At 71.5% G+C, this 20,992-nt stretch carries 21 protein-coding genes; 10 read left to right on the top strand and 11 right to left on the bottom strand.

The window, feature by feature from the left end; genetic code table 11:
* Positions 1 to 307 precede the first annotated feature (307 nt).
* Together ACTWPT_RS18330 and ACTWPT_RS18325 are read left to right on the top strand one after the other, a co-directional pair.
* Positions 308 to 820 carry a flavin reductase family protein gene (locus ACTWPT_RS18330; protein ID WP_443178608.1) on the top strand — a complete coding sequence of 171 codons (513 nt, stop codon included), beginning with the start codon at positions 308 to 310 and terminating at the stop codon, positions 818 to 820.
* A gap of 151 nt (positions 821 to 971) precedes the next feature.
* Positions 972 to 2,027 carry an aldo/keto reductase gene (locus ACTWPT_RS18325; RefSeq protein ID WP_443178607.1) on the top strand — a complete coding sequence of 352 codons (1,056 nt, stop codon included), beginning with the start codon at positions 972 to 974 and terminating at the stop codon, positions 2,025 to 2,027.
* On the opposite strand, the gene ACTWPT_RS18320 is transcribed toward ACTWPT_RS18325, so the two are convergent.
* The gene (locus ACTWPT_RS18320; RefSeq protein ID WP_443178606.1) at positions 2,015 to 3,298 is read right to left on the bottom strand and encodes an ArsB/NhaD family transporter; all 1,284 of its coding nucleotides are present in this window, start codon (positions 3,296 to 3,298) and stop codon (positions 2,015 to 2,017) included. The two genes, ACTWPT_RS18325 and ACTWPT_RS18320, sit on opposite strands and share 13 nt — an antisense overlap.
* 168 nt (positions 3,299 to 3,466) lie before the next feature.
* Between ACTWPT_RS18320 and ACTWPT_RS18315 the strand changes: the two genes are divergently transcribed.
* Together ACTWPT_RS18315 and ACTWPT_RS18310 are read left to right on the top strand one after the other, a co-directional pair.
* Positions 3,467 to 3,598 carry a hypothetical protein gene (locus ACTWPT_RS18315; RefSeq protein ID WP_443178605.1) on the top strand — a complete coding sequence of 44 codons (132 nt, stop codon included), beginning with the start codon at positions 3,467 to 3,469 and terminating at the stop codon, positions 3,596 to 3,598.
* A gap of 27 nt (positions 3,599 to 3,625) precedes the next feature.
* Positions 3,626 to 4,180, top strand: a complete 555-nt coding sequence (locus ACTWPT_RS18310) for a hypothetical protein (protein ID WP_443178604.1) — start codon at positions 3,626 to 3,628, stop codon at positions 4,178 to 4,180.
* Between the two features lie 11 nt (positions 4,181 to 4,191).
* Here the strand turns inward: ACTWPT_RS18310 and ACTWPT_RS18305 are convergent, their stop codons facing one another.
* The 4 genes from ACTWPT_RS18305 to ACTWPT_RS18290 form a co-directional block, all read right to left on the bottom strand.
* On the bottom strand, positions 4,192 to 5,229 hold the full coding sequence (locus ACTWPT_RS18305; protein ID WP_443178603.1) for a LacI family DNA-binding transcriptional regulator: 1,038 nt from the start codon (positions 5,227 to 5,229) through the stop codon (positions 4,192 to 4,194).
* Between the two features lie 118 nt (positions 5,230 to 5,347).
* On the bottom strand, positions 5,348 to 6,895 hold the full coding sequence (locus ACTWPT_RS18300; RefSeq protein ID WP_443178602.1) for an SLC13 family permease: 1,548 nt from the start codon (positions 6,893 to 6,895) through the stop codon (positions 5,348 to 5,350).
* A 26-nt stretch (positions 6,896 to 6,921) separates the two neighbouring features.
* On the bottom strand, positions 6,922 to 9,723 hold the full coding sequence (locus ACTWPT_RS18295; RefSeq protein ID WP_443178601.1) for an FAD-binding and (Fe-S)-binding domain-containing protein: 2,802 nt from the start codon (positions 9,721 to 9,723) through the stop codon (positions 6,922 to 6,924).
* The gene (locus ACTWPT_RS18290; RefSeq protein WP_443178600.1) at positions 9,720 to 10,859 is read right to left on the bottom strand and encodes a pyridoxal-phosphate-dependent aminotransferase family protein; all 1,140 of its coding nucleotides are present in this window, start codon (positions 10,857 to 10,859) and stop codon (positions 9,720 to 9,722) included. The genes ACTWPT_RS18295 and ACTWPT_RS18290 overlap by 4 nt, the downstream gene beginning before the upstream one ends.
* A gap of 90 nt (positions 10,860 to 10,949) precedes the next feature.
* Between ACTWPT_RS18290 and ACTWPT_RS18285 the strand changes: the two genes are divergently transcribed.
* Positions 10,950 to 11,663 carry an IclR family transcriptional regulator gene (locus ACTWPT_RS18285; RefSeq protein ID WP_443178599.1) on the top strand — a complete coding sequence of 238 codons (714 nt, stop codon included), beginning with the start codon at positions 10,950 to 10,952 and terminating at the stop codon, positions 11,661 to 11,663.
* An 89-nt stretch (positions 11,664 to 11,752) separates the two neighbouring features.
* Here ACTWPT_RS18285 and ACTWPT_RS18280 read toward each other — a convergent pair whose 3' ends face one another.
* Complete coding sequence (locus ACTWPT_RS18280; protein WP_443178598.1) at positions 11,753 to 12,727, bottom strand: aldo/keto reductase; 975 nt, start codon at positions 12,725 to 12,727, stop codon at positions 11,753 to 11,755.
* Between the two features lie 117 nt (positions 12,728 to 12,844).
* Positions 12,845 to 13,321, bottom strand: coding sequence for a nucleoside 2-deoxyribosyltransferase domain-containing protein (locus tag ACTWPT_RS18275; protein WP_443178597.1), 477 nt, complete (start codon positions 13,319 to 13,321; stop codon positions 12,845 to 12,847).
* Between the two features lie 57 nt (positions 13,322 to 13,378).
* On the opposite strand from ACTWPT_RS18275, the gene ACTWPT_RS18270 reads away from it, so the two are divergent.
* Complete coding sequence (locus ACTWPT_RS18270; protein WP_443178596.1) at positions 13,379 to 14,122, top strand: phytanoyl-CoA dioxygenase family protein; 744 nt, start codon at positions 13,379 to 13,381, stop codon at positions 14,120 to 14,122.
* A 7-nt stretch (positions 14,123 to 14,129) separates the two neighbouring features.
* Entirely contained in the window at positions 14,130 to 15,083 is a 954-nt protein-coding gene (locus ACTWPT_RS18265; RefSeq protein WP_443178595.1) for an alpha/beta hydrolase, read from the top strand.
* A gap of 14 nt (positions 15,084 to 15,097) precedes the next feature.
* On the opposite strand, the gene ACTWPT_RS18260 is transcribed toward ACTWPT_RS18265, so the two are convergent.
* Both ACTWPT_RS18260 and ACTWPT_RS18255 read right to left on the bottom strand, forming a co-directional pair.
* The gene (locus tag ACTWPT_RS18260; protein ID WP_443178594.1) at positions 15,098 to 17,236 is read right to left on the bottom strand and encodes a DEAD/DEAH box helicase; all 2,139 of its coding nucleotides are present in this window, start codon (positions 17,234 to 17,236) and stop codon (positions 15,098 to 15,100) included.
* 60 nt (positions 17,237 to 17,296) lie between these two features.
* A complete protein-coding gene (locus ACTWPT_RS18255) occupies positions 17,297 to 17,968 on the bottom strand; it encodes a class I SAM-dependent methyltransferase (RefSeq protein ID WP_443178593.1) in 672 nt (223 codons plus the stop codon).
* 120 nt (positions 17,969 to 18,088) lie between these two features.
* Here ACTWPT_RS18255 and ACTWPT_RS18250 point away from each other — a divergent pair, with 120 nt between their 5' ends.
* Both ACTWPT_RS18250 and ACTWPT_RS18245 read left to right on the top strand, forming a co-directional pair.
* Entirely contained in the window at positions 18,089 to 18,643 is a 555-nt protein-coding gene (locus ACTWPT_RS18250; protein WP_443178592.1) for a helix-turn-helix domain-containing protein, read from the top strand.
* 4 nt (positions 18,644 to 18,647) lie between these two features.
* Entirely contained in the window at positions 18,648 to 19,079 is a 432-nt protein-coding gene (locus ACTWPT_RS18245; protein ID WP_443178591.1) for a methyltransferase domain-containing protein, read from the top strand.
* Positions 19,080 to 19,090: 11 nt separating this feature from the next.
* On the opposite strand, the gene ACTWPT_RS18240 is transcribed toward ACTWPT_RS18245, so the two are convergent.
* Positions 19,091 to 19,702 carry a TetR/AcrR family transcriptional regulator gene (locus tag ACTWPT_RS18240; protein WP_443178590.1) on the bottom strand — a complete coding sequence of 204 codons (612 nt, stop codon included), beginning with the start codon at positions 19,700 to 19,702 and terminating at the stop codon, positions 19,091 to 19,093.
* 83 nt (positions 19,703 to 19,785) lie between these two features.
* On the opposite strand from ACTWPT_RS18240, the gene ACTWPT_RS18235 reads away from it, so the two are divergent.
* On the top strand, positions 19,786 to 20,514 hold the full coding sequence (locus ACTWPT_RS18235) for a MerR family transcriptional regulator (RefSeq protein ID WP_443178589.1): 729 nt from the start codon (positions 19,786 to 19,788) through the stop codon (positions 20,512 to 20,514).
* Here ACTWPT_RS18235 and ACTWPT_RS18230 read toward each other — a convergent pair whose 3' ends face one another.
* Positions 20,515 to 20,958 carry a CBS domain-containing protein gene (locus ACTWPT_RS18230; RefSeq protein ID WP_443178588.1) on the bottom strand — a complete coding sequence of 148 codons (444 nt, stop codon included), beginning with the start codon at positions 20,956 to 20,958 and terminating at the stop codon, positions 20,515 to 20,517. It lies immediately after the preceding gene.
* Between the last annotated feature and the right edge of the window lie 34 nt (positions 20,959 to 20,992).

Here is a 20,992-nt window from a genome sequence, read left to right as displayed (position 1 = left end):
ATCGAGGAGGGCGGCTTAGCGTCGTGGGTATGAGACAGGGATTCCTCCTGACCAGGCGCCCCCACGTGGATTTCGGCCGCGTCGCCAGCGCGCAGTGTCGTTGATCGCGGACCTGTAGCCGCACGCGCGGCGTGCCCTTCGCCGCCCGCATCCGACGCCCCCCGACGACCCCTGTCTCCGCGCCCCCCGGACCACCGCCGGGGCGCCGCGTGAGCATGCCTTCTCCCGTGAGGAACTCTCTCGTGAACGTGCCATCAGCGACCTCCGCCCGCCTCGACGACCGCGCGGACCGGCAGGAGGTGTCCGCATGACCGAGACACTGCCCGACAGCGCCGTGAGGGCCGACCAGTTCAGGCAGGCGCTCGCCGTCCACGCCAGCGGAGTCGTCGTGATCACCGCGCAGTGCGACGGCGCCCCCGCCGGCCTGACCGCCACGTCGTTCTCCTCCGTCAGCCTCGAACCGCCCCTCGTCTCCTTCTACGTGGATCGCTCCTCGACCACGTGGCCCTGGCTGCGGGCCGCCGACCACTTCGCGGTCAACATCCTGGCCAGCGACCAGGCCGAGGTGGCGGCGCGGTTCGCCCGCAAGGGCATCGACCGGTTCGCCGAGCCGACCCGGTGGCGGGCGGGGCCCCTGGGCGCGCCGCTGCTGCAGGACGTCTCCGCGCACCTGATCTGCCTGCCGTACGAGACGGCGGAGGTCGGCGATCACGTGCTGGTCGTGGGCCTGGTGGCCGAGGCCGACGTGTACGGCCCGGGCCGCCCGCTTCTCTACCACCAGGGCCGCTTCGGCCGCTTCCTGGCCCACCCCGGCTCCTGACCCACACAACGCTCGCCTCCTGTGGAACCAGCTGCACGAATACTGCACCTTCCGCCGGGCCGTCTGGCCAATTGCTTAATGGTGCAGGAGTGCCGTTAGTGGGCTATCCTCTTAACGGGAAGATTGAGCTGTTAAGAAGATGGATGGAATCATGGAATATCGGCAGCTGGGTGCGTCCGGGCTCAAAGTGCCGGCGCTGAGCTTCGGCGCTGGGACGTTCGGCGGCAAGGGCGAGCTGTTCGGCGCCTGGGGCAACACCGACGTGGCGCAGGCCAGGCGGCTCGTGGACATCGCACTCGACGCGGGCGTCACCATGTTCGACACCGCCGACGTCTACTCCGACGGCGCCTCCGAGGAGGTGCTCGGTCAGGCGATCAAGGGCCGGCGGGACCGCGTGCTCATCTCCACCAAAGCCGGGCTTCCCACAGGTGACGGCCCGGACGACGCGGGCACTTCACGGCCCCGGCTGATCGAGGCGGTGGACGGCGCGCTGCGCCGCCTGGGCGCCGACCACATCGACGTGTTCCAGCTGCACGCCTTCGACGCCGCCACGCCGATCGAGGAGGTGCTGTCCACGCTCGGCGACCTCGTCCGGGCCGGAAAGCTCCGCTACGTCGGCGTGTCCAACTTCTCCGGCTGGCAGCTGATGAAGTCGCTCGCGACCGCCGAGCGGTACGGCTACCCGCGGTACGTGGCCCACCAGGTCTATTACTCCCTGGTGGGCCGCGACTACGAGTGGGAGCTGATGCCGCTCGGCCTCGACCAGGGCGTCGGCGCCCTCGTGTGGAGCCCGCTCGGCTGGGGCCGCCTCACCGGCAGGATCCGGCGCGGCCGCCCGCTTCCCGAGGGCAGCAGGCTGCACCGGACCGCCGCCTACGGCCCGCCGGTCGACGACGAGCTCCTGTACGCGGTGGTCGACGTCCTCGACGAGATCGCCGGTGAGACCGGCAGGACCGTTCCGCAGATCGCGCTGAACTGGCTGCTCCAGCGGCCGACCGTCGCCTCCGTCATCATCGGCGCGCGCGACGAGGAGCAACTGCGCGAGAACCTGGGCGCCACCGGATGGAGCCTCACCCGCGACCAGGTCGCCAGGCTCGACGCCGCCGGCACGACAACGGCCGCCTACCCCTACTACCCGTACCGGAGCCAGGAGGGCTTCGCCCGCCTGAACCCGCCTGTCGAATCGCTCATCGGTCACATGAGGTAGCGGAACCACAGGTACGGCGCCGCCAGGGTGACGGTGACGGCGGTGACGATCAGGCCGTACTTGGTGAACTGCCAGAAGCTGATCGGGGTGCCGTTGCGGGCGGCGATGCCGAGCACCACGACGTTGGCCGCGGCGCCGACTGCGGTGGCGTTGCCGCCCAGGTCGGCGCCGAAGGCCAGCGCCCACCACAACACGTCGTGGCCGCCGTTCGCCTCGGCGAGCCCCGCCACGATGGGGCTCATCGTGGCGACGTATGGGATGTTGTCCACGATGGCCGACAGCACGGCCGAGACGCCGAGCAGCCCCATCGTGGCCAGCTCCAGCCGCCCGGCGGTCGCCGCGACCGCGGCCTCGGACAGCGCGCCGATGACGCCGGTCTCGACCAGGGCACCGACCATGACGAACAGCCCGGCGAAGAAGACCAGCGTGGGCCACTCCACCTCGGCCAGAGCCTGCTCGGTGCGTACCTTCGTCACCGCCACCAGCATCCCCGCGCCCAGCAGCGCCACCACCGACGGCTCGTAGTGCAGCACCGGGTGCAGCACGAACGCCGCCATGACCAGCGCCAGCACGGCCAGCGACTGCCACAGTAGCCGCGGGTCGGAGATCGCCTCCCGCTCGTCCAGCGTCATGATCTCCTGAGCACGGTCCGGGTCGTAGCGGAACCTGCGGCCGAACATCCACCAGCACAACCCGATGAACACCGCCATCAGGACGATCACCAGCGGCGCCATGTGGATGAGGAAGTCGTTGAAGGTCAGCCCGGCGCGGCTGGCGATGATGATGTTCGGCGGGTCGCCGACCAGCGTGGCCGCGCCGCCGATGTTGGAGGCCATCGCCTCGGCGATCAGGAACGGGGCGGCGGGCAACGCGAGCCGCTCGCACACCAGGAACGTCACCGGCGCGATCAGCAGCACGGTCGTCACGTTGTCCAGCAGCGCCGACGCGCCGGCGGTGATGAGCACCAGCAGCACCATCAGCCGGAACGGCCGGCCGCGGGCCCGCTTGGCGGCCCAGATGGCCAGGTACTCGAAGACACCGGTCTCTTTCAGCACCCCGACGATGACCATCATGCCCAGCAGCAGGAAGATGACGTTCCAGTCGATACCGGCGTGTTCGGAGAAGAACGCGGCCTCCGCGCCGGTGGCGTGGATCAGCAGCATGATCGCCGCACCGCCCAGCGCGGCCGCGACCCGATGGATCTTCTCGGTGGCGATGAGCGTGTACGCGGCCAGGAACACCGCCACGGTCACCCAGGACAGCACGCTCACAGCGCGATCATCGGGATGGTGGCGAGCAGGTCTCTGGTGTGCACGAAAGCGTCCTTCCGGTCAAACGGGACAAAGAATCGCCGACCAGACTTCCCGGCACACCTGTCACCAACGTATCAAGGTCCGTCAGGAAAGCGTCAATCCGCCGGCGACATCGTGGATCGTCGCGTGACCATCGTGCTGTCGATCCTGCTGCGCTCCTCCACCGGCATCGTGGTGGCCCGCGGCTTCGACGACGAACGCGAGGTCCCCGTCTGGTACGGCGTCGCCCGGCGGCTGCGCGAGCGCCGGGACCCGTGACATCATGGCCGCCGAGGTGATGGGGCCGTGAGATTCGGGGTTCGCCAGTTCGAGCTGGCCCTGATGCATCGGATGCGCGACCTGGAGGCCGCGAAGGTCGAGGACGCGCTCAAGGACATGGGCGCCACCCGGGCCGAGTTGCGTGCCGCGCACACCCAGTGGACGGCGATGGCCCACTCCGGCAGGGCGCCGAAAGGACGGGCCATGTTCCGGATGGCGCTCGGCCCGCCCGCGTACGAGGGCGTCCACCAGGTAGGCAGCCTGACGTGTGACGTGGCCCGCTGGAGGTTGCCCTCCTGGCCCGATCTGCGGTTCGAGGTGTTGCTCGGCCCCGGGGGAGAGGTGTGGAACCAGTGGCTCGTGCGCCCGGGCGGAGTCAAGGCGGTGTCGTTGGCGGACCTGGCCCCCTGGAGCTGCGTCGTCGCCGACATCGGCGCCGCGTTCCCCGGAGCCTCCCAGATCGAGGGCTCGGCCCCGCACCACTGGACGGTCGGCTTCACCCACGAGGGCAGCCGCTACCGCGCCCGCTTCGTCTACGGCCTGTACCAGCGCCTCGACCGCGCGGATGACAGCCCGGCCTGATCGGCGTGCGGTCAGTGGGTGGCGTTCGCCGCTTGGCGCGAGGGCCGCAGCTGGGCGGTGGAGGAGCGTTCCACCAGCTCAGGCTGGAAGATGACGTGACGGTGCTGGTGTCCGGACGGCCGGTCGGCCTCTTCCAGCACCATCAGCGCGGCGGTGTTGCCCAGCTGCTCGCGCGGCTGCCGGATCGACGACAGCGGCACCGCGGCCGCGGCCGCGAAACCGATGTCGTCGTAGCCGAGGATCGCCACGTCGTCGGGAACCCGCAGGCCACGCAGCGTCAGCTCCTGAAGCACGCCCAGCGCGACCAGGTCGTTGCCGCAGAAGACCGCGGTGGGCCGGGCGGCCCTGGGCAGGGCGGCGATCTCCTGGGCCGCCGTGCGTCCGGTGGCGACGTTGAGGTCGGGCAAGGGGATCACGGTCAGCTTCTCGGCGGGGGTGAGCACGCTCGCCAGCCCGTCGCGGCGGTCCTCCACCTGCCGGACGGTGAACGGCCCTCCGGCGAAGGCGATGTGGCGGTGCCCCCGCTCGCGCAGGTGCAGCCCGGCCAGCCGGCCGCCGAGCACGTCGTCGACCGCCACCGCGCACCCGTGGCCGATCCGCGAGGAGTTGTCGAACAACACCACCGGGATGCCGCGGGAGAGCAGCCGGTCCAGCCGTTTCTGCTGGCCGCGGTCGTTGACGGGGGTGATGAGCACGCCCAGGGGACGCTGCTCCTCCAGCATCTCCAGCAGCCTCGCCTCGCGCTCGGCGTCCTTGCTGCTGTTGAAGACCATCACGGTGAGGCCGTCGCGCTGCGCGGCGGACTCCACGCCGCTGAGCACGTCGATGAAGAACGGGTTGGCCAGGTCGAGCGCCACCACGGCGATCGTCCGGCTGCGCCCCGCCCGCAACTGGCGGGCGGAGGCGTTGCGTACGTAGCCGAGCTGCGCGATTGCGGCCTGCACACGCTGTCGCGTCTCAGGTGCCACCATGTCGGGCCGGTTGAGCACATTGCTCACGGTGCCGACGGAGACCCCGGCCATCCGGGCGACCTCTTTGATGCTCGACATCGTTCCTCGTCTGGTGCGCGGAGCACGAGCGACGTGCACCGGGACCAGCTTGATCGTATCGCATGGGGTCCCCCATGTTGTGAAACGATTTTACGTGATGTGACCAGAGGAGATGACGTCAGCCGAGCCAGCCGGGGGCGACCAGGACTGCCCAGGCCGCGAGCGGGCCCACCACGACGATGACCGCGCCGTAGGCGAGCAGCCGGCGGTAGAACAGGTCCCGCTGCATGCCTCTGACGTTGGCCACCAGCAGCGCGCCCGTCGTGGAGAACGGGCTGACGTCCACGATGGCCGACGACACCGACAGCGCCGCGATCATCGCGACCGGTCCCAGCGCGCCCGTTCCGAGCAGTGGCACGGCCAGGGGCACCAGTGCCCCCAGGATGCCCACGGTCGAGGCGAAGGCCGACACGACGCCGCCGACGTAGCAGATCAGCAGCGCCACCAGCAGGGGGATGCCGATCGCGGCCACGGACGTGCCGACGTAGTCGACGGTGCCGATCTCCTGCAGCACCCCGACGTACGTGACGACGCCGCAGATCAGCAGCACGGTCGGCCAGGCCACCTTCTCCACGGCGCCCTTGTTCGCCTTGGGGGAGGCCAGGGAGAGGATGACGGCGACGGTGACGGCGGTGAGGCCGACGTCGAGCTTGAACACCAGCACGGCCAGGCAGAGCCCGACGATGCCGGCCAGCGTCAGCGCCTGGTGCGGCGTGAGCCGCAGGCCGCCGCCCACGCCGGGCTCGGCCGCCCTGCGGGTGCCGGGTTCGGCTGCGGTGCGGGTGCCCAGGTCGGGCGCGGTGTCAGGTTCGGCTGCGGTGGTGACCGAGGTGGCCGCCGCGCCGGGCTCGGCGGTCTCGGAAGCGGTGCCGCCTCCGGGAACGCGGGCGCGCCCGGTGGCGTGCGCCGCCCCGGTGGCCGGAGCCGCTGCGGAAGCCGGGGCGGCGCCGCCGGCACCGGGTGCGTCGCCGGACTCGGCCGCGGTGTCGGAGGCAGGCGCGGTGCCGGAAGCGGGCGCGGTGTCGGAGGCGGGTGTGCCCGGCACTGCCACGGCGCCTCGCCGTACCAGGTGAGGGCCGCCGAAGATGAAGAAGACGACCAGCGCGGCGGCGGCGTTGAAAGCGAAGCTCGACAGGAACAGCACCACATTGTTACTGGGCAGGTTCGCGTCGCTGGTCACGCCGTTGACGATCCCGCCCAGCACGCTGATCGGCGAGAAAGCCCCGGCCTGCGTCCCGTGCGCCACCATGAGCCCGATGAGCAGCGGATGGATCTTGTAGTCGGCCGCGAACCCGAACGCGATGGGCGCCAGGATCGCCGCCACCGCGGGCGCCGGTGCGCCCACGGCCGTGAGCAGCGCCGAGATGGCGAACACCACCAGCGGGATGGCCGCGATCCGCCCGCGCACCAGGTGCACGGCGGCGCGTACGAGCCAATCGACCGTTCCGTTGTTGGTGGCGATCGCGAACAGCAGCGTCACCCCGACGAGGATCACGAACAGGCTGCCGGGGAACGCCCCCAGGATGTCGTCAGTGCTCATTCCCGCGGCCAGCGTCCCGACGAGGAACGCACCGACGAGGGCCAGCGCGCCCAGGTTCACCGGGAAGAGGGTGGCCACGACGAACATGACGATCAGGGCGAGAATGGACAGGAGTTCTGCGGACAACTGCGTACTCCGTTCTCCCCCGTACGTTATGGCTGGTCGATCACCTGATGGAGGAGCTCGACCGGGTGGCGCGCAGTGCGGCCCGCGCCGTGGGCGATCTGCTGGCGGCACGAGACCCCCGTGGCCGCGAGCAGCGTGTCGGGCGAGGACGAGGCGATCGCCGGGAAGAGCCGGAGGCCGCCGATCCTCATGGACAGGTCGTAGTGCTCGCTCTCGAAGCCGAACGAGCCGGCCATGCCACAGCAGCCGGCGTCGATCTCTTCCACCTCCGCTCCGGGGATCCTGGACAGCAGCGCTCGCGTGGCGTCGGTGCCGACGACGGCCTTCTCGTGGCAGTGGCCGTGCAGGAGGATCTTCCGCCCGCGCAGCGCGTCGCCGAGCGCCAGCGAGCCGTCGTCGATCGCCTCGACGAGCAGCTCGGGGACGAGCCTGGCGCGGGCCGCCACCGCCGACACCCGGGGATCGCCGGGCAGCAACGCGCGGTACTCGTCCTTCAGCGTCAGCAGGCAGGACGGCTCCAGCCCCACGATGGGCGCGTCCGAGCCGGACAGCCGCCCGACCATCGCCTCGGCCATCGACCTGGCCCGGTCGAGTAGGCCCTTGGAGATGCTGGAACGGCCGCAGCAGCCCTCGGCGGCCAGCCGTACCCGGTAGCCGGCGAGCTCCAGCAGCTCGACGGCGGCCCGCCCGATGTCGGGCTCGGTGTAGGTGGTGAAGGAGTCCGCGAGCAGGATCACCTCCTTGGTCCCCCCTGAGGCAGAAGCGGAGGCAGACGGTGGGGCCGGCCGGCGCCCGTGCCAGCGGAGCAGGCTGTCGCGGCGGAAGCGGGGGAGCGGCCGCCGCCGGCTCAGGCCCAGAGGGCCGCGCAGGGGGCCGGCCAGCCAGTTCGACAGTGGGGCGGTGGCCGAGCCCAGGCGGTTGAGCGTCCTGATCGCGCCGAACAGCCGGGCTCGCAGAGGTACGCCGTGCTGCTGCTGGTACTGGTGCAGGAACTCGCTCTTCAACGCCGCCATGTCCACGCCCAGCGGGCACTCCGACTGGCAGGCCTTGCACTCCAGGCACAGGTCGAGGATCCCGTGCAGCCGGTCGTCCCCCATCGCCTGCCGGGGATCGGCCGACGACAGGGCCTTGACGAGGGCATTGGCGCGGCCCCTGGTGGAGTGCTCCTCCTCGCGGGTGGCCATGTACGAGGGGCACATGACGCCCGAGTCGTCCTTGCGGCACACGCCGACGTTCATGCACCGGTCGGCGGCGGCGTGCATGCTCCCGGCGAAGGCCAGCGTGGTTGGTAGCGGGCGCGGCTCCGGCGCGGCCGGGTCGCGCAGGTGGTCGGTCATCGGCGGCGCGTCCACGATCTTGCCGGGGTTCAGCAGCCCGCGCGGGTCGAAGATGCGCTTGACCTGCCGCATGGTCTCGTAGATCTCCTCGCCGAACAACCGCCGGTTGAACTCCGAGCGGGCCAGCCCGTCGCCATGCTCGCTGGAGTTGACGCCGCCGTGCCGGGCGGCCAGCTCGGCGATCTCCTCGGCGACGGCGCGCATCCTGCCGATCTCGCCGGGCGCGCGCAGGTCCACGAACGGGCGGATGTGCAGGCAGCCGACCGAGCAGTGGCCGTAGAACCCGGCCTGCAGCCCGTGGCCGTCGAGGATGCGGGCGAACTCCTCGACGTACGGCAGCAGCCGCTCCGGCGGGACGGCCGTGTCCTCGACGAACGCCAGCGGCCTGCGGCTGCCCACGCTGGAGGCCATCAGCAGGCCGAGCCCCGCCTTGCGGACCTTCAGCACCGCCGCCTGGTCGCGCTCCGCCGTGGCTTTGAGCGTGTGGTAGCCGTGGCCGTCCGCCTTCCAGGTGGCGGCCAGCTTGTCCACGCGGTCGGCCACCTCGGCCGGGGTGTCGCCGAAGAACTCGACGAACAGCAGCGCCTCGGGGTCACCCTCGAGGATGCCGCCGAGCCCCGCGTAGTCCACCCGCTGCCGGGACAGGTCGAGGATGGCCTTGTCGATGAGCTCGACCGAGGCGGCGTCGAAGGCCAGGGCGTCGGCGGTGGCGGCGATCGCGGCGGGTGTGGAGGTGAAATGGCCGACGGCGATGGCCTTGGCCTGCGGCCGGTCCACCAGGGCCACCGTGGCCTCGGTCACCATGGCCAGCGTGCCCTCCGACCCGACGATCAGCTTGGTGAGGTCCACACCGGCGGCCTCGCTTGCGGCGCGGTCCAGGCGGTAGCCGCCCGAGTGCCGCCAGAAACGCGGGAACCCGGTCAGATCCACCCCGCCCAGGACCTTCGCCACGGCCGCCTTCAGCCGGGCGTCGGTGGCCAGATCGGGCATGGTGGCGTCCGCGAGCACCACGCTCAGCGACTCGACGTGGTCGATCGTGGAGCCGTACCGGACCGAGTGGCTGCCGGCCGAGTTGTTGCCGATCATCCCGCCGATCGTGGCCCGGTTGCTGGTCGAGGTGTCGGGCCCGAACATCAGCCCGTGCTTGCGGGCCGCCCGGTTGAGCTGGTCCTGCACGACCCCCGGCTGCACCCGCGCGACCCTGCCGTCGATCTCCAGGATCCGGTTCATGTGCCGGGAGAAGTCGACGATCATCGCCGCGCCCACCGTCTGCCCGGCCAGGCTGGTGCCCGCCCCGCGCGGCAGCACCGGCACCTCCAGCTCGCCGCACGCCGCCACCAGCGCCTGCACGTCGCCGGCGTCCCTGGGGAAGGCGACGGCGAGCGGCACGATGGCGTACATGCTGGCGTCAGAGGAGTACAGGTGCCTGGTGTACGGATCGTCCCTGACGTCGCCGCCGATCAGCGGCGACAGCTTCCCCGCCAGGCTCATCCGGTCTCCTCCAGGTACGCCAGCGCCGCCCGCATCCCGCCCTCCTTGATCGGTACCCCGGCGCCGAGGAGCCCCATCTCCACCCCGCCGAGCGTCCCCGCCAGCATCAGGTCGTTGAAGTGCCCGAGGTGGCCGATCCGGAACACGCGACCGGCCAGCCGGCCGAGCCCGGTCCCGAGCGACATGTCGTACCGCTCCAGGATGAGGTTCCTGACCGCGTCGGCATCGTGCCCGTCGGGCATGAGCACGGCCGTCAGGCTGCTGGAATGCTCGCGCTCGTCGGCGCAGAGCACCTCCAGCCCCCACGCCCGCACGGCCCTCCGCGTCGCCTCGGCGTGCCGGTCGTGCCGGGCGAACACCCGCGGCAGGCCCTCCTCCTCCAGCATGATGAGCGCCTCGCGCAACCCGTACAGCAGGTTGGTGGGCGGCGTGTAGGGGAAGAAGCCCTGCCGGTTGGCCGCGATGATCGCATCCCAGTCCCAGTACGAGCGCGGCAACCGTCCCCGGCGCGCCAGGGCCTTCGGTCCGACGGCGTTGAACCCGATGCCGGGCGGCAGCATGAGGCCCTTCTGCGAGCAGCCGACGGTCACGTCCACGCCCCACTCGTCGTGCCGGTACTCCATCGACGCCAGCGACGAGATCGTGTCCACCAGCAGCAACGCCGGATGCCCGGTCGCGTCCATGGCGTCGCGGATCTCCGGGATGCGGCTGCGTACCCCGGTCGAGGTCTCGTTGTGCACCACCATGACCGCGGCGTGCTCGGCGGTGAGGAGATCGATGATCGCGGTGGGGTCGGCGCCGTGCCGCCAGTCGCCCGGCACCAGGTCGACGACGAGCCCCAGCCGGGCGGCCATCTCGCACCACAACGTCGAGAAGTGCCCGGTCTCGAACGCCAGCACTCGCTCGCCCGGCGACAGCGTGTTGACCAGCGCCGCCTCCCACGCCCCCGTCCCCGACGACGGGTAGACGACGACGTCGTGGCGGGTGCCGAAGACGGGCTTGAGCCGGTCGAGCAGCTCGTGCGCCAGCCGGGCGAAGGCGGGGCCGCGGTGGTCGATGGTGGGCCGGGCGATGGCACGCAGCACCCGGTCGGGGACGTTGGTCGGTCCTGGGATCTGCAGGAAGTGGCGGCCCACGTCGTCATGCTCCTCTGTGCCGTGTCCCGGCACACCGTGCCGTGTTGCGGTTCATTAACATTAGATTTCAGCCCGCAGAGGAGTCAATGGATGCAGAACGTGATCAACGCGCTCCGGGTGCTCGAAGAGGTCGCCGTACGCCAGCCGGCCGGCGTCGGCGAGCTGGCTCGCGGGCTGGGCCTGCCCAAGAGCACCGTGCAGCGCTCGCTGCGTACGCTGCACGAGGCCGGGTGGATCAGGCCGGCCGGGGGCGCCGTCACGCGCTGGCAGGTGACCAGCAAGGCGCTGCAGGTGGGGCGGCGAGCCGAGCTGGGGCTGCGGGACGTGGCGCTGCCGGTCATGGAGGAGCTGCGCCAGCGCACCGGCGAGACCATCCACCTCATGGTCCCCGAGGGGGACGCCGTCGTCCTGATCGAGCGGCTGGAGACCGACAAGCCGCTGCGCATCGTGCTGCCGCTCGGCATCAGGCTGCCGCTGCACGCCTCGGCCAACGGCAAGGCCGTGCTCGCGCACCTGGACCGGCCGATCGACAACCTGCCCGGGTACACCGACACCACGATCACCGACCCGGAGCTGCTGCGGGCCGAACTGGCGGAGGTGCGGGCCCGCGGCTTCGCGGACAACCGGGGCGAGTGGCGCTCCGACATCGCCGCCGTCGCCTCCGCCGTCCTGGGCCCGGACGGCCCGATCGCCAGCCTCAGCGTCTCCACCCCGGCCAGCCGCATGCCGGACGACCTCAGGCGGGAGTACGGCAAGCTGGTCACCCAGGCGGCCCGGACATTGACGGAGTCCCTTCCGCGCTAGGACGCCCGGCGCGCCAACACGGCGTACGGGCCGCCGGTGGATCCTGGAATGGCCCGATGACCCGGCGGCCCGTGACGACGTGGCGACGATCAGGTGCTGACTCCCGCCTCCTTGGCGGCCTGTTCGATGGCGGCCAGTTCACCGTCGGTGAAGTCGAGCCGGTCCACGCAGGCCACGTTGGCCTCCAGCTGCTCGGGGCTGGAGGCGCCGACCAGCACGGAGGTGATGCGGGGGTCGCGCAGCGCCCAGGCCAGCGCGAGCTGCGCGACGCTCTGGCCGCGGGCGGCGGCGACCTCGGACAACGCCCGCACGAACGTCAGCACCTCCGGCGTCACCCGGTCGGCCGTGAGGAAACGCCCTTCGGCGGCCCGGGAGTCGGCCGGGATGCCGTCCAGATAACGATCGGTCAGCAGGCCCTGGGCCAGCGGCGAGTACACCACGCAGCCGGCGCCTTCCTGCTCCAGCACATCGAGCAGGGACTCCTCGATGCGCCGGTTGAGCAGCGAGTAGGACGGCTGGTGCACCAGCAGCGGGGTGCCCAGATCGCGCAGCAGCCGGGCGATTTCCGCGGTGCGCTCGGGTGAGAAGTTGGAGACCCCGACGTACAGGGTCCGGCCGGTGCGGACCATGTGGTCCAGCGTGGCCGCCGTCTCCTCCAGCGGCGTCTCCTCATCCTCCCGATGCAGGTAGAAGATGTCGACGTAGTCGAGGCCGAGCCGGGCCAGCGAACGATCGAGCGTGGCCAGCAGATGCTTGCGGGACCCGCCGTAGCCATAGGGGCCGTCCCACATGGGGTTGAAGCCCTTGGTGGTGACGACGACCTCGTCCCGAAGCGCCTTCGGGAAGATCCGCCCGAACGCGGCCTCTGCCGCGCCGAACGGCGGCCCGTAGCGGTCGGCGATGTCGAAATGGGTGATGCCCAGGTCCAGCGCCTTGTGCAGGATCGCACGCTGGCTCTCGACCGGCTTGCCCTCACCGAAGTTGTGCCACAGGCCGAGCGACACGGCAGGCAGGAGCAGTCCGCTGCGGCCGCATCTTCTGTAGGGCTGACGTTCGTAGTCCAAGGATGACCTTCCCCGTTGACCGTAATGAAACGTTTTTACGGGGGTCACGTTACCCAGCGGCGAGCGCCTTCTCCACCGCGGAGCATGCCGGCGAATCCACTGCCGGAGCCGACCGCCTCAGCACAGCCGCGCCTGGACGGCACGCAACGTGCCGTCCAGCATGGTGTGCACCACCTCGCCCGGGCGGGCGAGCCGCGTCTGCCAGCGGACGTCCTCGACCCGCCGGTACCCGGGATCGGCCCCGACGACGAGCCGGCGTAGGGGGTTGTCCAGCGCGGCGCCCAGCTCCAGCAGCGCGATGGGTTGATCGCTGTCGCCCGGAGGGAACCAGAACATCGTCAGCACGCCCGGCAGATGCAGGTGGCGGTGCTCCCACGCGATCTGGACCGGCGTCTGGGCGGGGTCGTCGATCGGAAAGCGGCCCCTGCGTGGATTGAGCACGATCAGCCCCGCCCGTCCGAGCGCGGCCGCCGCCCGCCGCTGCCAATCCTCGACGCCGGTGATCCCACCCGCCAGGAAGACGGCGGGCGGATCGCCGGATGCCGGCTCGTAGGAGTCCGGAGCTTCGTAGTACGTGCGGATGGCCTTCTGCATGCTGAGTACATCGCGCCGCGGGGCAAGAAACGTCACAAAGGCGAACGGGAGTGCGGCATGACCGATGCATCGATGGTGCGGTTCTACAGGGACAACGGCTATGTGCTGGCCAAAGGGCTGCTGAGCAGGGAGGAGGCGCGGGCGTACCGGGAGCAGTGCCATGCCGTGCTGGCGCGCCTGCGGCGTACGGACCCCACCTGGGGCAGCGCGCGCGAGCTCGCCGGCCGCCCCACGGAGCTGCGTCACTGCCACGACGCGCAGTTCTACGCGGCGGCGTTCGCGCGGCTCATGGTCGATCCGCGCTTCACCGACGTGGCGGCCGCGCTGATGGGGTCGGAGAACGTGCAACTCCACCACACCAAGATCTTCGTCAAGCCTGCGGAGAAGGGCTCGCCGTTCCCCATGCACCAGGACGCCGCGCACTTCCCGCACACCAGGCACACGGTCGGCGCGGCCATCTTCCACTTCGACGACGCCCCGGAGGAAAAGGGGTGCGTGCGCGTGGTGCCGGGCAGCCACCGCGACGGGCCGCTGCCGCACATCGAGGAGGGCGGCTGGCACCTGCCGCTGTCGCAGTGGCCGCTGGAGGCCGCCGTCCCCGTCGAGGCCGAGGCGGGAGACGTGCTGTTCCTCACGTATCTCACCGTGCACGGGTCCGGGGTCAACCGGGCGGCCGAGGCCCGTACGACCCTGCTCATCCAGTTCCGCGACCCCGAGGACACCCCGGCCGACGACGTGCACCGTTCGCGCGGGCAGGGGATGATGTTGCGTGGGGTCGATCCGACGATGCGCGGAGGGTGAGCGTCCCATGCGGAGGCGGTGGGTGTGGGCGGCCGTGGCCGCGATCGTGGCCTTGGCCGTCGTGGTGGTCGCCGTCGTGGTGCTGCGCGGCCGCGCTGCCACGTCGGAGCAGGCGGGCGGCGTACGGGTGGTGGCGCGGGAGCAGGTCGGCGAGCGCGCGCAGGATCTCACCGTGCAGTCACCGGCGCTCGGCACGACGACCCCGGTACGCGTGCTGCTGCCGCAGGGCTGGGCGCAGGGCTCGGGCCCGTGGCCGGTGCTCTATCTGCTGCACGGCTGCTGCAGCCCCAACCATCTCGTGTGGGTGGACGAGGGCGACGCGCAGCGGCTCACGAGCGGCTTACGGGCGATCGTGGTCGTTCCGGACGGCGGCCAGGTCGGGTTCTACTCGGACTGGCTGCGCGGCCCGAAATGGGAGACCTACCACATCAAGGAGCTCATCCCGCTGATCGAGGCCGAGTTCGGGGCGGGGCCGCAGCGGGCGATCGCCGGGCTGTCGATGGGCGGGCTCGGCGCCATGGCGTACGCGGCCAGGAACCCCGGCATGTTCCGCGCGGCGGCGTCGTTCTCCGGTGTCCTGGACACGACCGGCGACCGCAGCGAGACGCGCGCCCTCGTGCGTCGCAACGGCGATGACCCCGGCGCCCTGTGGGGCGACCCGGAGACGAACAGGGACGTGTGGGAGGCCCACAATCCCACCGCGCTCGCGGGACGGCTGAAGGACGTCCAGCTCTACGTGTCCTGCGGCGACGGCCGGCCGGGCCCGCTGGATCCGCCCGGCGCGACGGCCGACTACGAGGGCGCGCTGCTGGCCCAGGCGCAGACCTTCACCGAGCGGGCCAAGGCGGCCGGCGTACGCGTCACCACCGACTTCTACGGCACGGGCACCCACACCTTCCCCTACTGGGAACGCGCACTGGAACGAGCGCTCCCGATGCTGCGCGCGGCCATCGGCGCCTAAGCCGGCCTAGCCCGTCAGCCGTCGGGAGTGTCGGCCGGGTCCGGGGCCGGCGAGGAGGGCAGGAGGCGGCGCTGCTCTTCCTCGACCACGAGCCTGGCCAGCTCCCTCTCCGACACGTCCACGGCCTCGGCCGCGGACTCGGCCAGGTCGCTGCGCCTGGCGTAGGCGTCGAAGAGCGCGGACTTGCGGCCCAGGATGGCCAGCATGCGCTGGTCGACGGAGTCCACCGTGAGCAGCCGGTGCACCTGCACCTTGCGTACCTGACCCATCCGGTGGGCGCGCGCCACAGCCTGCGTCTCCATGGTCGGCTTGACCTGCGGCTCACACATGATCACCACGGAGGCGGCCTGCAGGTTGAGCCCCACGCCGCCGGCCTGCACCTGACTGAGCAGCACCGCGTGCCCTTGAGCCGCCGAGAAGTCATCCACCACCTGCTGCCGCCGCACCGCGCTCAGCCCGCCGGAGATCGGCCCGTGCGCCCGCCCGTCCAGCGCGGTCCCCACGGCGGCGAGCACCGCGCGGAAATAGGAGAACACCACCACCTTCAGTCCGTTGGCCGCGGCGTCCTCGACGAGCTCGAGCAGGCGCTTGAGCTTGGCCGACGTGGCGGGCTCGGCATAGGCGGCGCGGCGCATCGCCATGAAGTTGCCCGCCGCGACGGCCTGCCGGTACGCCTCGAAGTCGGCGCCGCTGAACTCCACCCAGTCGTCCGCGTCCACCCGGTCGGGCAGCTCCGCGAGCACGTCCTCCTGGTTGCGCCGCAGGTAGACGGGCGCCACCGCCTTCCTGAACGCCTGCGCCCCCGCCACGACGTCACTGGTGCGCAGCTCGGCGGCCAGGTCGGGGCGCAGGTACGCGATCAGCGTGCGGAACTCCTCGACCCGGTTCTCCATCGGCGTGCCGGTCAGGAACAACACCCGTTCGGTGCGGGCGCACCAGGCGGCGACGACCCTGGAGCGCTTGGTCTCCGGGTTCTTGACGTAGTGCGCCTCGTCCACGACCAGCATCCCGACCTCGACCTCCGCCTCCAGCCGGTGCAGGCCGTCGAGGGTGGCCACGGCGACGCCGCCGCGGCGTACCCAATCCTGCTGGGCCGCGAGCCGCTCCTGGCCGTGCAGCGGATAGGCCCGCAGGGTGCTGCGCGACTCGATCTCGCGTATCCAGTTGATCAGCACGCTGGTGGGGCAGACCACTAAAAAGTGCGTCATGCCGAGCGCTTTGAGGTGCGCCAGCGCGGCGATGGCCTCGATCGACTTGCCCAATCCCATCTCGTCGCCCAGGATCGCCCGGCCCTGCGCGAGCGCGAACCTGGCGCCGAACGCCTGGTAGCCGCGCAGCGACACCCTGCGGTGCGTGTCGTCGAGCGGCTGGGCGCCGACCTTGGCCGCCAGGTCGTCGGGCAGCAGGCCCTGGCCCGTGCCGACGGGCTCGCCGGCCAGCTCGGCGAGCAGGCCGAAGTATTCAGGCGAGCGGGACTCGAAGTCCGTCCACGCCTCGAAGTCCCGTGCGGCGGGACGCAGCAGATCCGTGGTGACCTGGGCGATCAGCAGCCGGGTGGCCCGGGCGCCGGCGAGCAGCTCGTCGATCGCGGCCACCGCCTCGCGGGCGCCCCGGCGGCGCTTGGGCAGCGTGAACATCATCCGCAGCCGGCTGCGTGCCGGACGCGCCTGCGCCAGCAGCGGTGCGAGCCGCCGGTCGAGGTCGCGGGCGGCGTCGAGGGCGCGGGGGAGGTCCGGGCCGACGTTCACCAGGCGCTGCAGGGCGATCACCAGGTCCGTGGTCGGCTGGTCGCGCCGCTCGACGTCGATGCGGATGCTCGCGGCCTCGGCGGCGGCCTGCTCGATCTGCCGGGCGGCCGCGTGGATCTGCCCCGCCGTGCGCGCGCCGATCCCCGGAAGCAACTGCAGCTGGTACGGCGAGGCCTCCAGCACCTGGCGGACCGTGGCGTACCCGGCTTTCTCCAGTGTGGCGATGCGCAGCCGGCCGTCGGTCACGTCCCGCAGCCGCGAGACCGGGATCTCGCCCAGCCCCGCCCTGGCCACGTCGATGCGGAGCGCGTCGAGGGCGTCCTTGGCCCGGCGGTGGACGGAGGTGTGCTCGTCGAGCAGGGCGCGCGCGTCGGCGAGGAGTCGGTCCGCGTCACGGAATTCCACCGGTCAAGAATGCCGTAGTTCACGGGCCCGTGGATATCGGCTTCCCGGCGGGCCGCACGTTCACGCGGGCCGTTCCCCGTGCCCGTCTGGCCGGGTGGCGCGGACGTAATACAGCAGGTACGGCAGGTCACCCTCGGACTCCACCACGAAGCCGGCGTCCGGGATCATGGTGCCGAGCAGGTCACGCGGGTCGTGTTGCATGGCGGGGCCGGACAGCAGGCCGACGAGGTGCCTGGCCAGGTGGTTGGCCGGCGGGCGGAACTCGCCGATGAGCAGCCGCCCGCCCGGTCGCAGCACCCGGAACATCTGCCGGATCGCCTCGGGCCGGGCGGCGGCCGGCATGTGGTGCACGGCGAGGCTGGAGACCACCACGTCGAACGAGCCATCGGGGAACGGCAGATCCTGCCCCTCGCCGACCACGTAGGTGCAGTTGCCCGGAGCACGTCCGGTGGCGTACTCGATCATCGCCGGGGACGGGTCCAGGCCGGTGACGTGGCCGCTGGGCGCGGCGACCCGGGCCAGGATCCGGGAGAGGTAGCCGGTGCCGCAACCGACGTCCAGGATCCGGTCGCCGGCGCGCGGGCGGGCCGCGGTGGCCAGGCGGGTGAAGGCGGCGCGGCGGCCGCCCACGAAGCCGATCGAGGCGAAGATCTCATACGCGCGCGGGCGGTCGATGGTGCCGCCCTCGTCGGCGTGCTCGGCGTGGTGGTGTAGCAGCTTTCCGAGGCCCATGGCGGGCTCCCTCCTGACATTTTCGAACGACTTGTTCGGTTATGAATGATGCGTTCATACTGGGGGTAGGTCAACGAGCAGGTCGGCCGTGTTGTGCCGTACTGAACAGGAGGCGGGAAAGTGTCCGGAGACCGGCGGGTCCGGCGTACCCGGCGGATGATCCAGGAGGCGCTCGTGGCGTTGATCCTGGAGAAGGGCTATGACGCGGTGACCGTCACCGACATCATCGACCGGGCCGACGTGGGCCGGTCCACCTTCTACGCGCATTTCACCGACAAGCAGGACGTGCTGTTCAGCAACCTCGACGGGCTCGTCTTCCTCCATCCCGCGCCGGTGGACGGGCCGGGGGAGCTGCTCGCGTTCAGCCTGCCGACGTTCGAGCACGTGCACGAGCAACGCCGGCTCGTCCGGGCGCTGATGGGACGGCGCAGCGGCGGGCTGGTGCACGCGCGCGGCGAGCAGCTGCTCGCGGCCGTCGTCAGGAGGGAGCTCCTGGCCGCGGGCGCGCGGGCGTCCGCCGCGCTCGACCTGCTGGTGGTCTGCGTGGTCGGCGCGTTCATGGGGCTGCTGCGGGCGTGGGTGGACGGCGAGACCGCCGCCTCACCCGCCGAAATGGACGCCGCCTTCCGCGCAGCCGTCGAGCCTGGAGTACGCGCGGCCCTGGAACGGCGGTAGCCGCGTGAGACGTCTGTCGCCCCGTCTCGCCGCGATCGTGAACGCGCTTCCCCTCCAGACGCACTCCCGCGTCCTCGAAATCGGGTGTGGGCCCGGGGCGGCCGCTCGAGCGGTCGCAGCACGACTCACCACCGGCCACATCCTGGCCATCGACAGATCCGCCAGCGCCATCGCCCAGGCAGAAGCCGCCGCGGTGGATGAAATCGCGTCCGGCCGCATGAGCGTCCGCCAGGCCGCGGGCGAAGACTTCGTGCTGCAGCCGCACGAAGAGCCGTACGACATCGTGTTCGCCGTTCGCGTCGGCGCCCTCGACGGGCGCCATCCTCAGGCCGGTCAGCGGATGCTCCAGCGCATCGCCATGGCGACCACGGCAGACGCCCGGCTCTTCATCGATAGCGGCGATCCGCTTCGTGAACTTCCCATCCCACGGTCGTAGGCGAAAGCACTTTACGCGGGTCCGGACCGTTCGCCGGAGGTGAGCAGCGACAACATCGTCGTGACCAGCACTCGCTCCACCTCCTCAGACGTCAGCCGGCCCGCCTCCCGCTCCTGTGCGGCGCTGTGAATGATCGAGAAGAACGTCGTCACCAGCCACGACAGCGGCAGGTCTGTACGGAAGTCCCCGTCCCGCCGCCCGCGCCCGATCAGCCGCTCCACGCGCCGCAACGGCCGATCGTGATGCTCCCTGATCCGCTCGGTCGCCATGACCCGATCCGCGGCCACGAACAACCGGCGATGCCGGTCGAGGATCTCCCAGGACGACCGCAGCAGCCTCGCCATGGCCTCCGGCGCAGGATCCGTGTCGATCGACGGGTCCTCCAGCACCGCGTCCGCCACGCCGACCGTGTGATCGAGCACGGCGTCCACCAGCGCCTCCCGCGACGGGAAGTGCCCGTAGAGCGTGACCCGGCCCACGCCGGCGGCCTTGGCGATGTCGGCCACGCTGGCGGCCGGGTCGGCGCTGAGCAGCCGGGTCGCGGCCTCGAGGATCGCGGCGATGTTGCGCTCGGCGTCGGCCCGCCGGGCGGGTACGGGCTGTCGTGCCGCGGTCTTCACCATGCGACCACCCTACGATGATCCACCGGGACACCGGAGCGACACGCTTGCACCGGACGCCACGTCAGGGCCTAGCGTCGGTCGATGTGAACGCACGACGCTGGAAGATAGGTGAGCTCGCCGCCGCCACGGGCGTGACCGTACGGACCCTGCGCCACTTCCACCAGATCGGCCTGCTGTGCCCGGCCGAGCGCTCGGCCGCCGGGCACCGTGTCTACACCGCGGACGACGTAAGCAAGCTGTATCGGATCCTGGCGCTGCGGGAGTTGCGGCTGCCGCTCGCCGAGATCGCCCGATCTCTGGACGGCGCCGACCTGCGCGAGACCATCACGCGGCAGCTCGAGCAGGTGGAACGCCGGCTGGCTGGGCAGCGCGCCCTGCGCCACCGGCTGCTCGGCATCGCCGCGGCGCTGAGCGCGGCGGAGGAGCCGGCGATCGACCAGCTCATCGAGACCATGGAGGCGATGATGCAGTCCGAACACTTCACCCCCGAACAGCTCGCCAGGTTCGAGGAACGCCACCGCGAGCTGGGCCAGGACGGCTTCGCGCAACGGCTGCGGGAGCTCTCCGGCCTGGCCGCCGAGGCCGACGCCCATGCTGGGCGCGGCACGGACCCGGCGGATCCCGCCGTACAGGACCTCGCGCACCGGTGGACCGCGGCGGTGGCCGGCCTGGCGGGCGGGGACAGGAGCGTCATGTCCGCCATCTACGGCAGGATCGACGCCAGAGGTCCCGAGACCGCGACGAAGGGCATCCTCAGCGCGGCCGCGTGGGACTACCTCAGGCGCGCCTTCGCCGTCGGCTTCGCCCAGTGATCACAGCTCCAGCGCGTGGTCCAGCAGCGACTGCAGCGTGACCGCCCCCACGAGCCGCCCCTCACCGTCCACGACGGCGGTCACCGGGCTGCGCGTGCGGGCCATGAGCGCCGCCAGCTCCAGCACGGTCGCCTTCAAGTCCGCCACCGGCAGCTCCCGAGGCTGCTGCGGCAGACACTCGCGGACGGTCTTGCCGCCGAGCTTGCGCAGGAACAGGTCGGCATGGGCCTCGTCCACCACCCGCGCCAGCGCGGGGTCGTCCTGGCAGTACGGCGGGACCGCCAGCCGCAGCACCTGCGTGCCCGGCAGGATGGTGAGCGGCCGCCCGTCGTCGACGATGATGAGACCGGGAAGGTCCTGCTCGGCCATCAGCTTGGCCGCCTCGAGGGCCGGGGTGTCCATGGTGACCGTCGGGAACTCGACGGCGAGATCGCGTGCGCGCATCAATGGCCTCCGCCAACAGCCTAGCCAAGACCCG

Origin of the sequence: Nonomuraea sp. 3N208 (assembly GCF_052245935.1) — a bacterium.
In the GTDB taxonomy this organism is placed as follows: domain Bacteria; phylum Actinomycetota; class Actinomycetes; order Streptosporangiales; family Streptosporangiaceae; genus Nonomuraea.
Note: the sequence above shows the minus strand (reverse complement) of the source record. Positions and strands in the feature narration are given on the sequence as shown.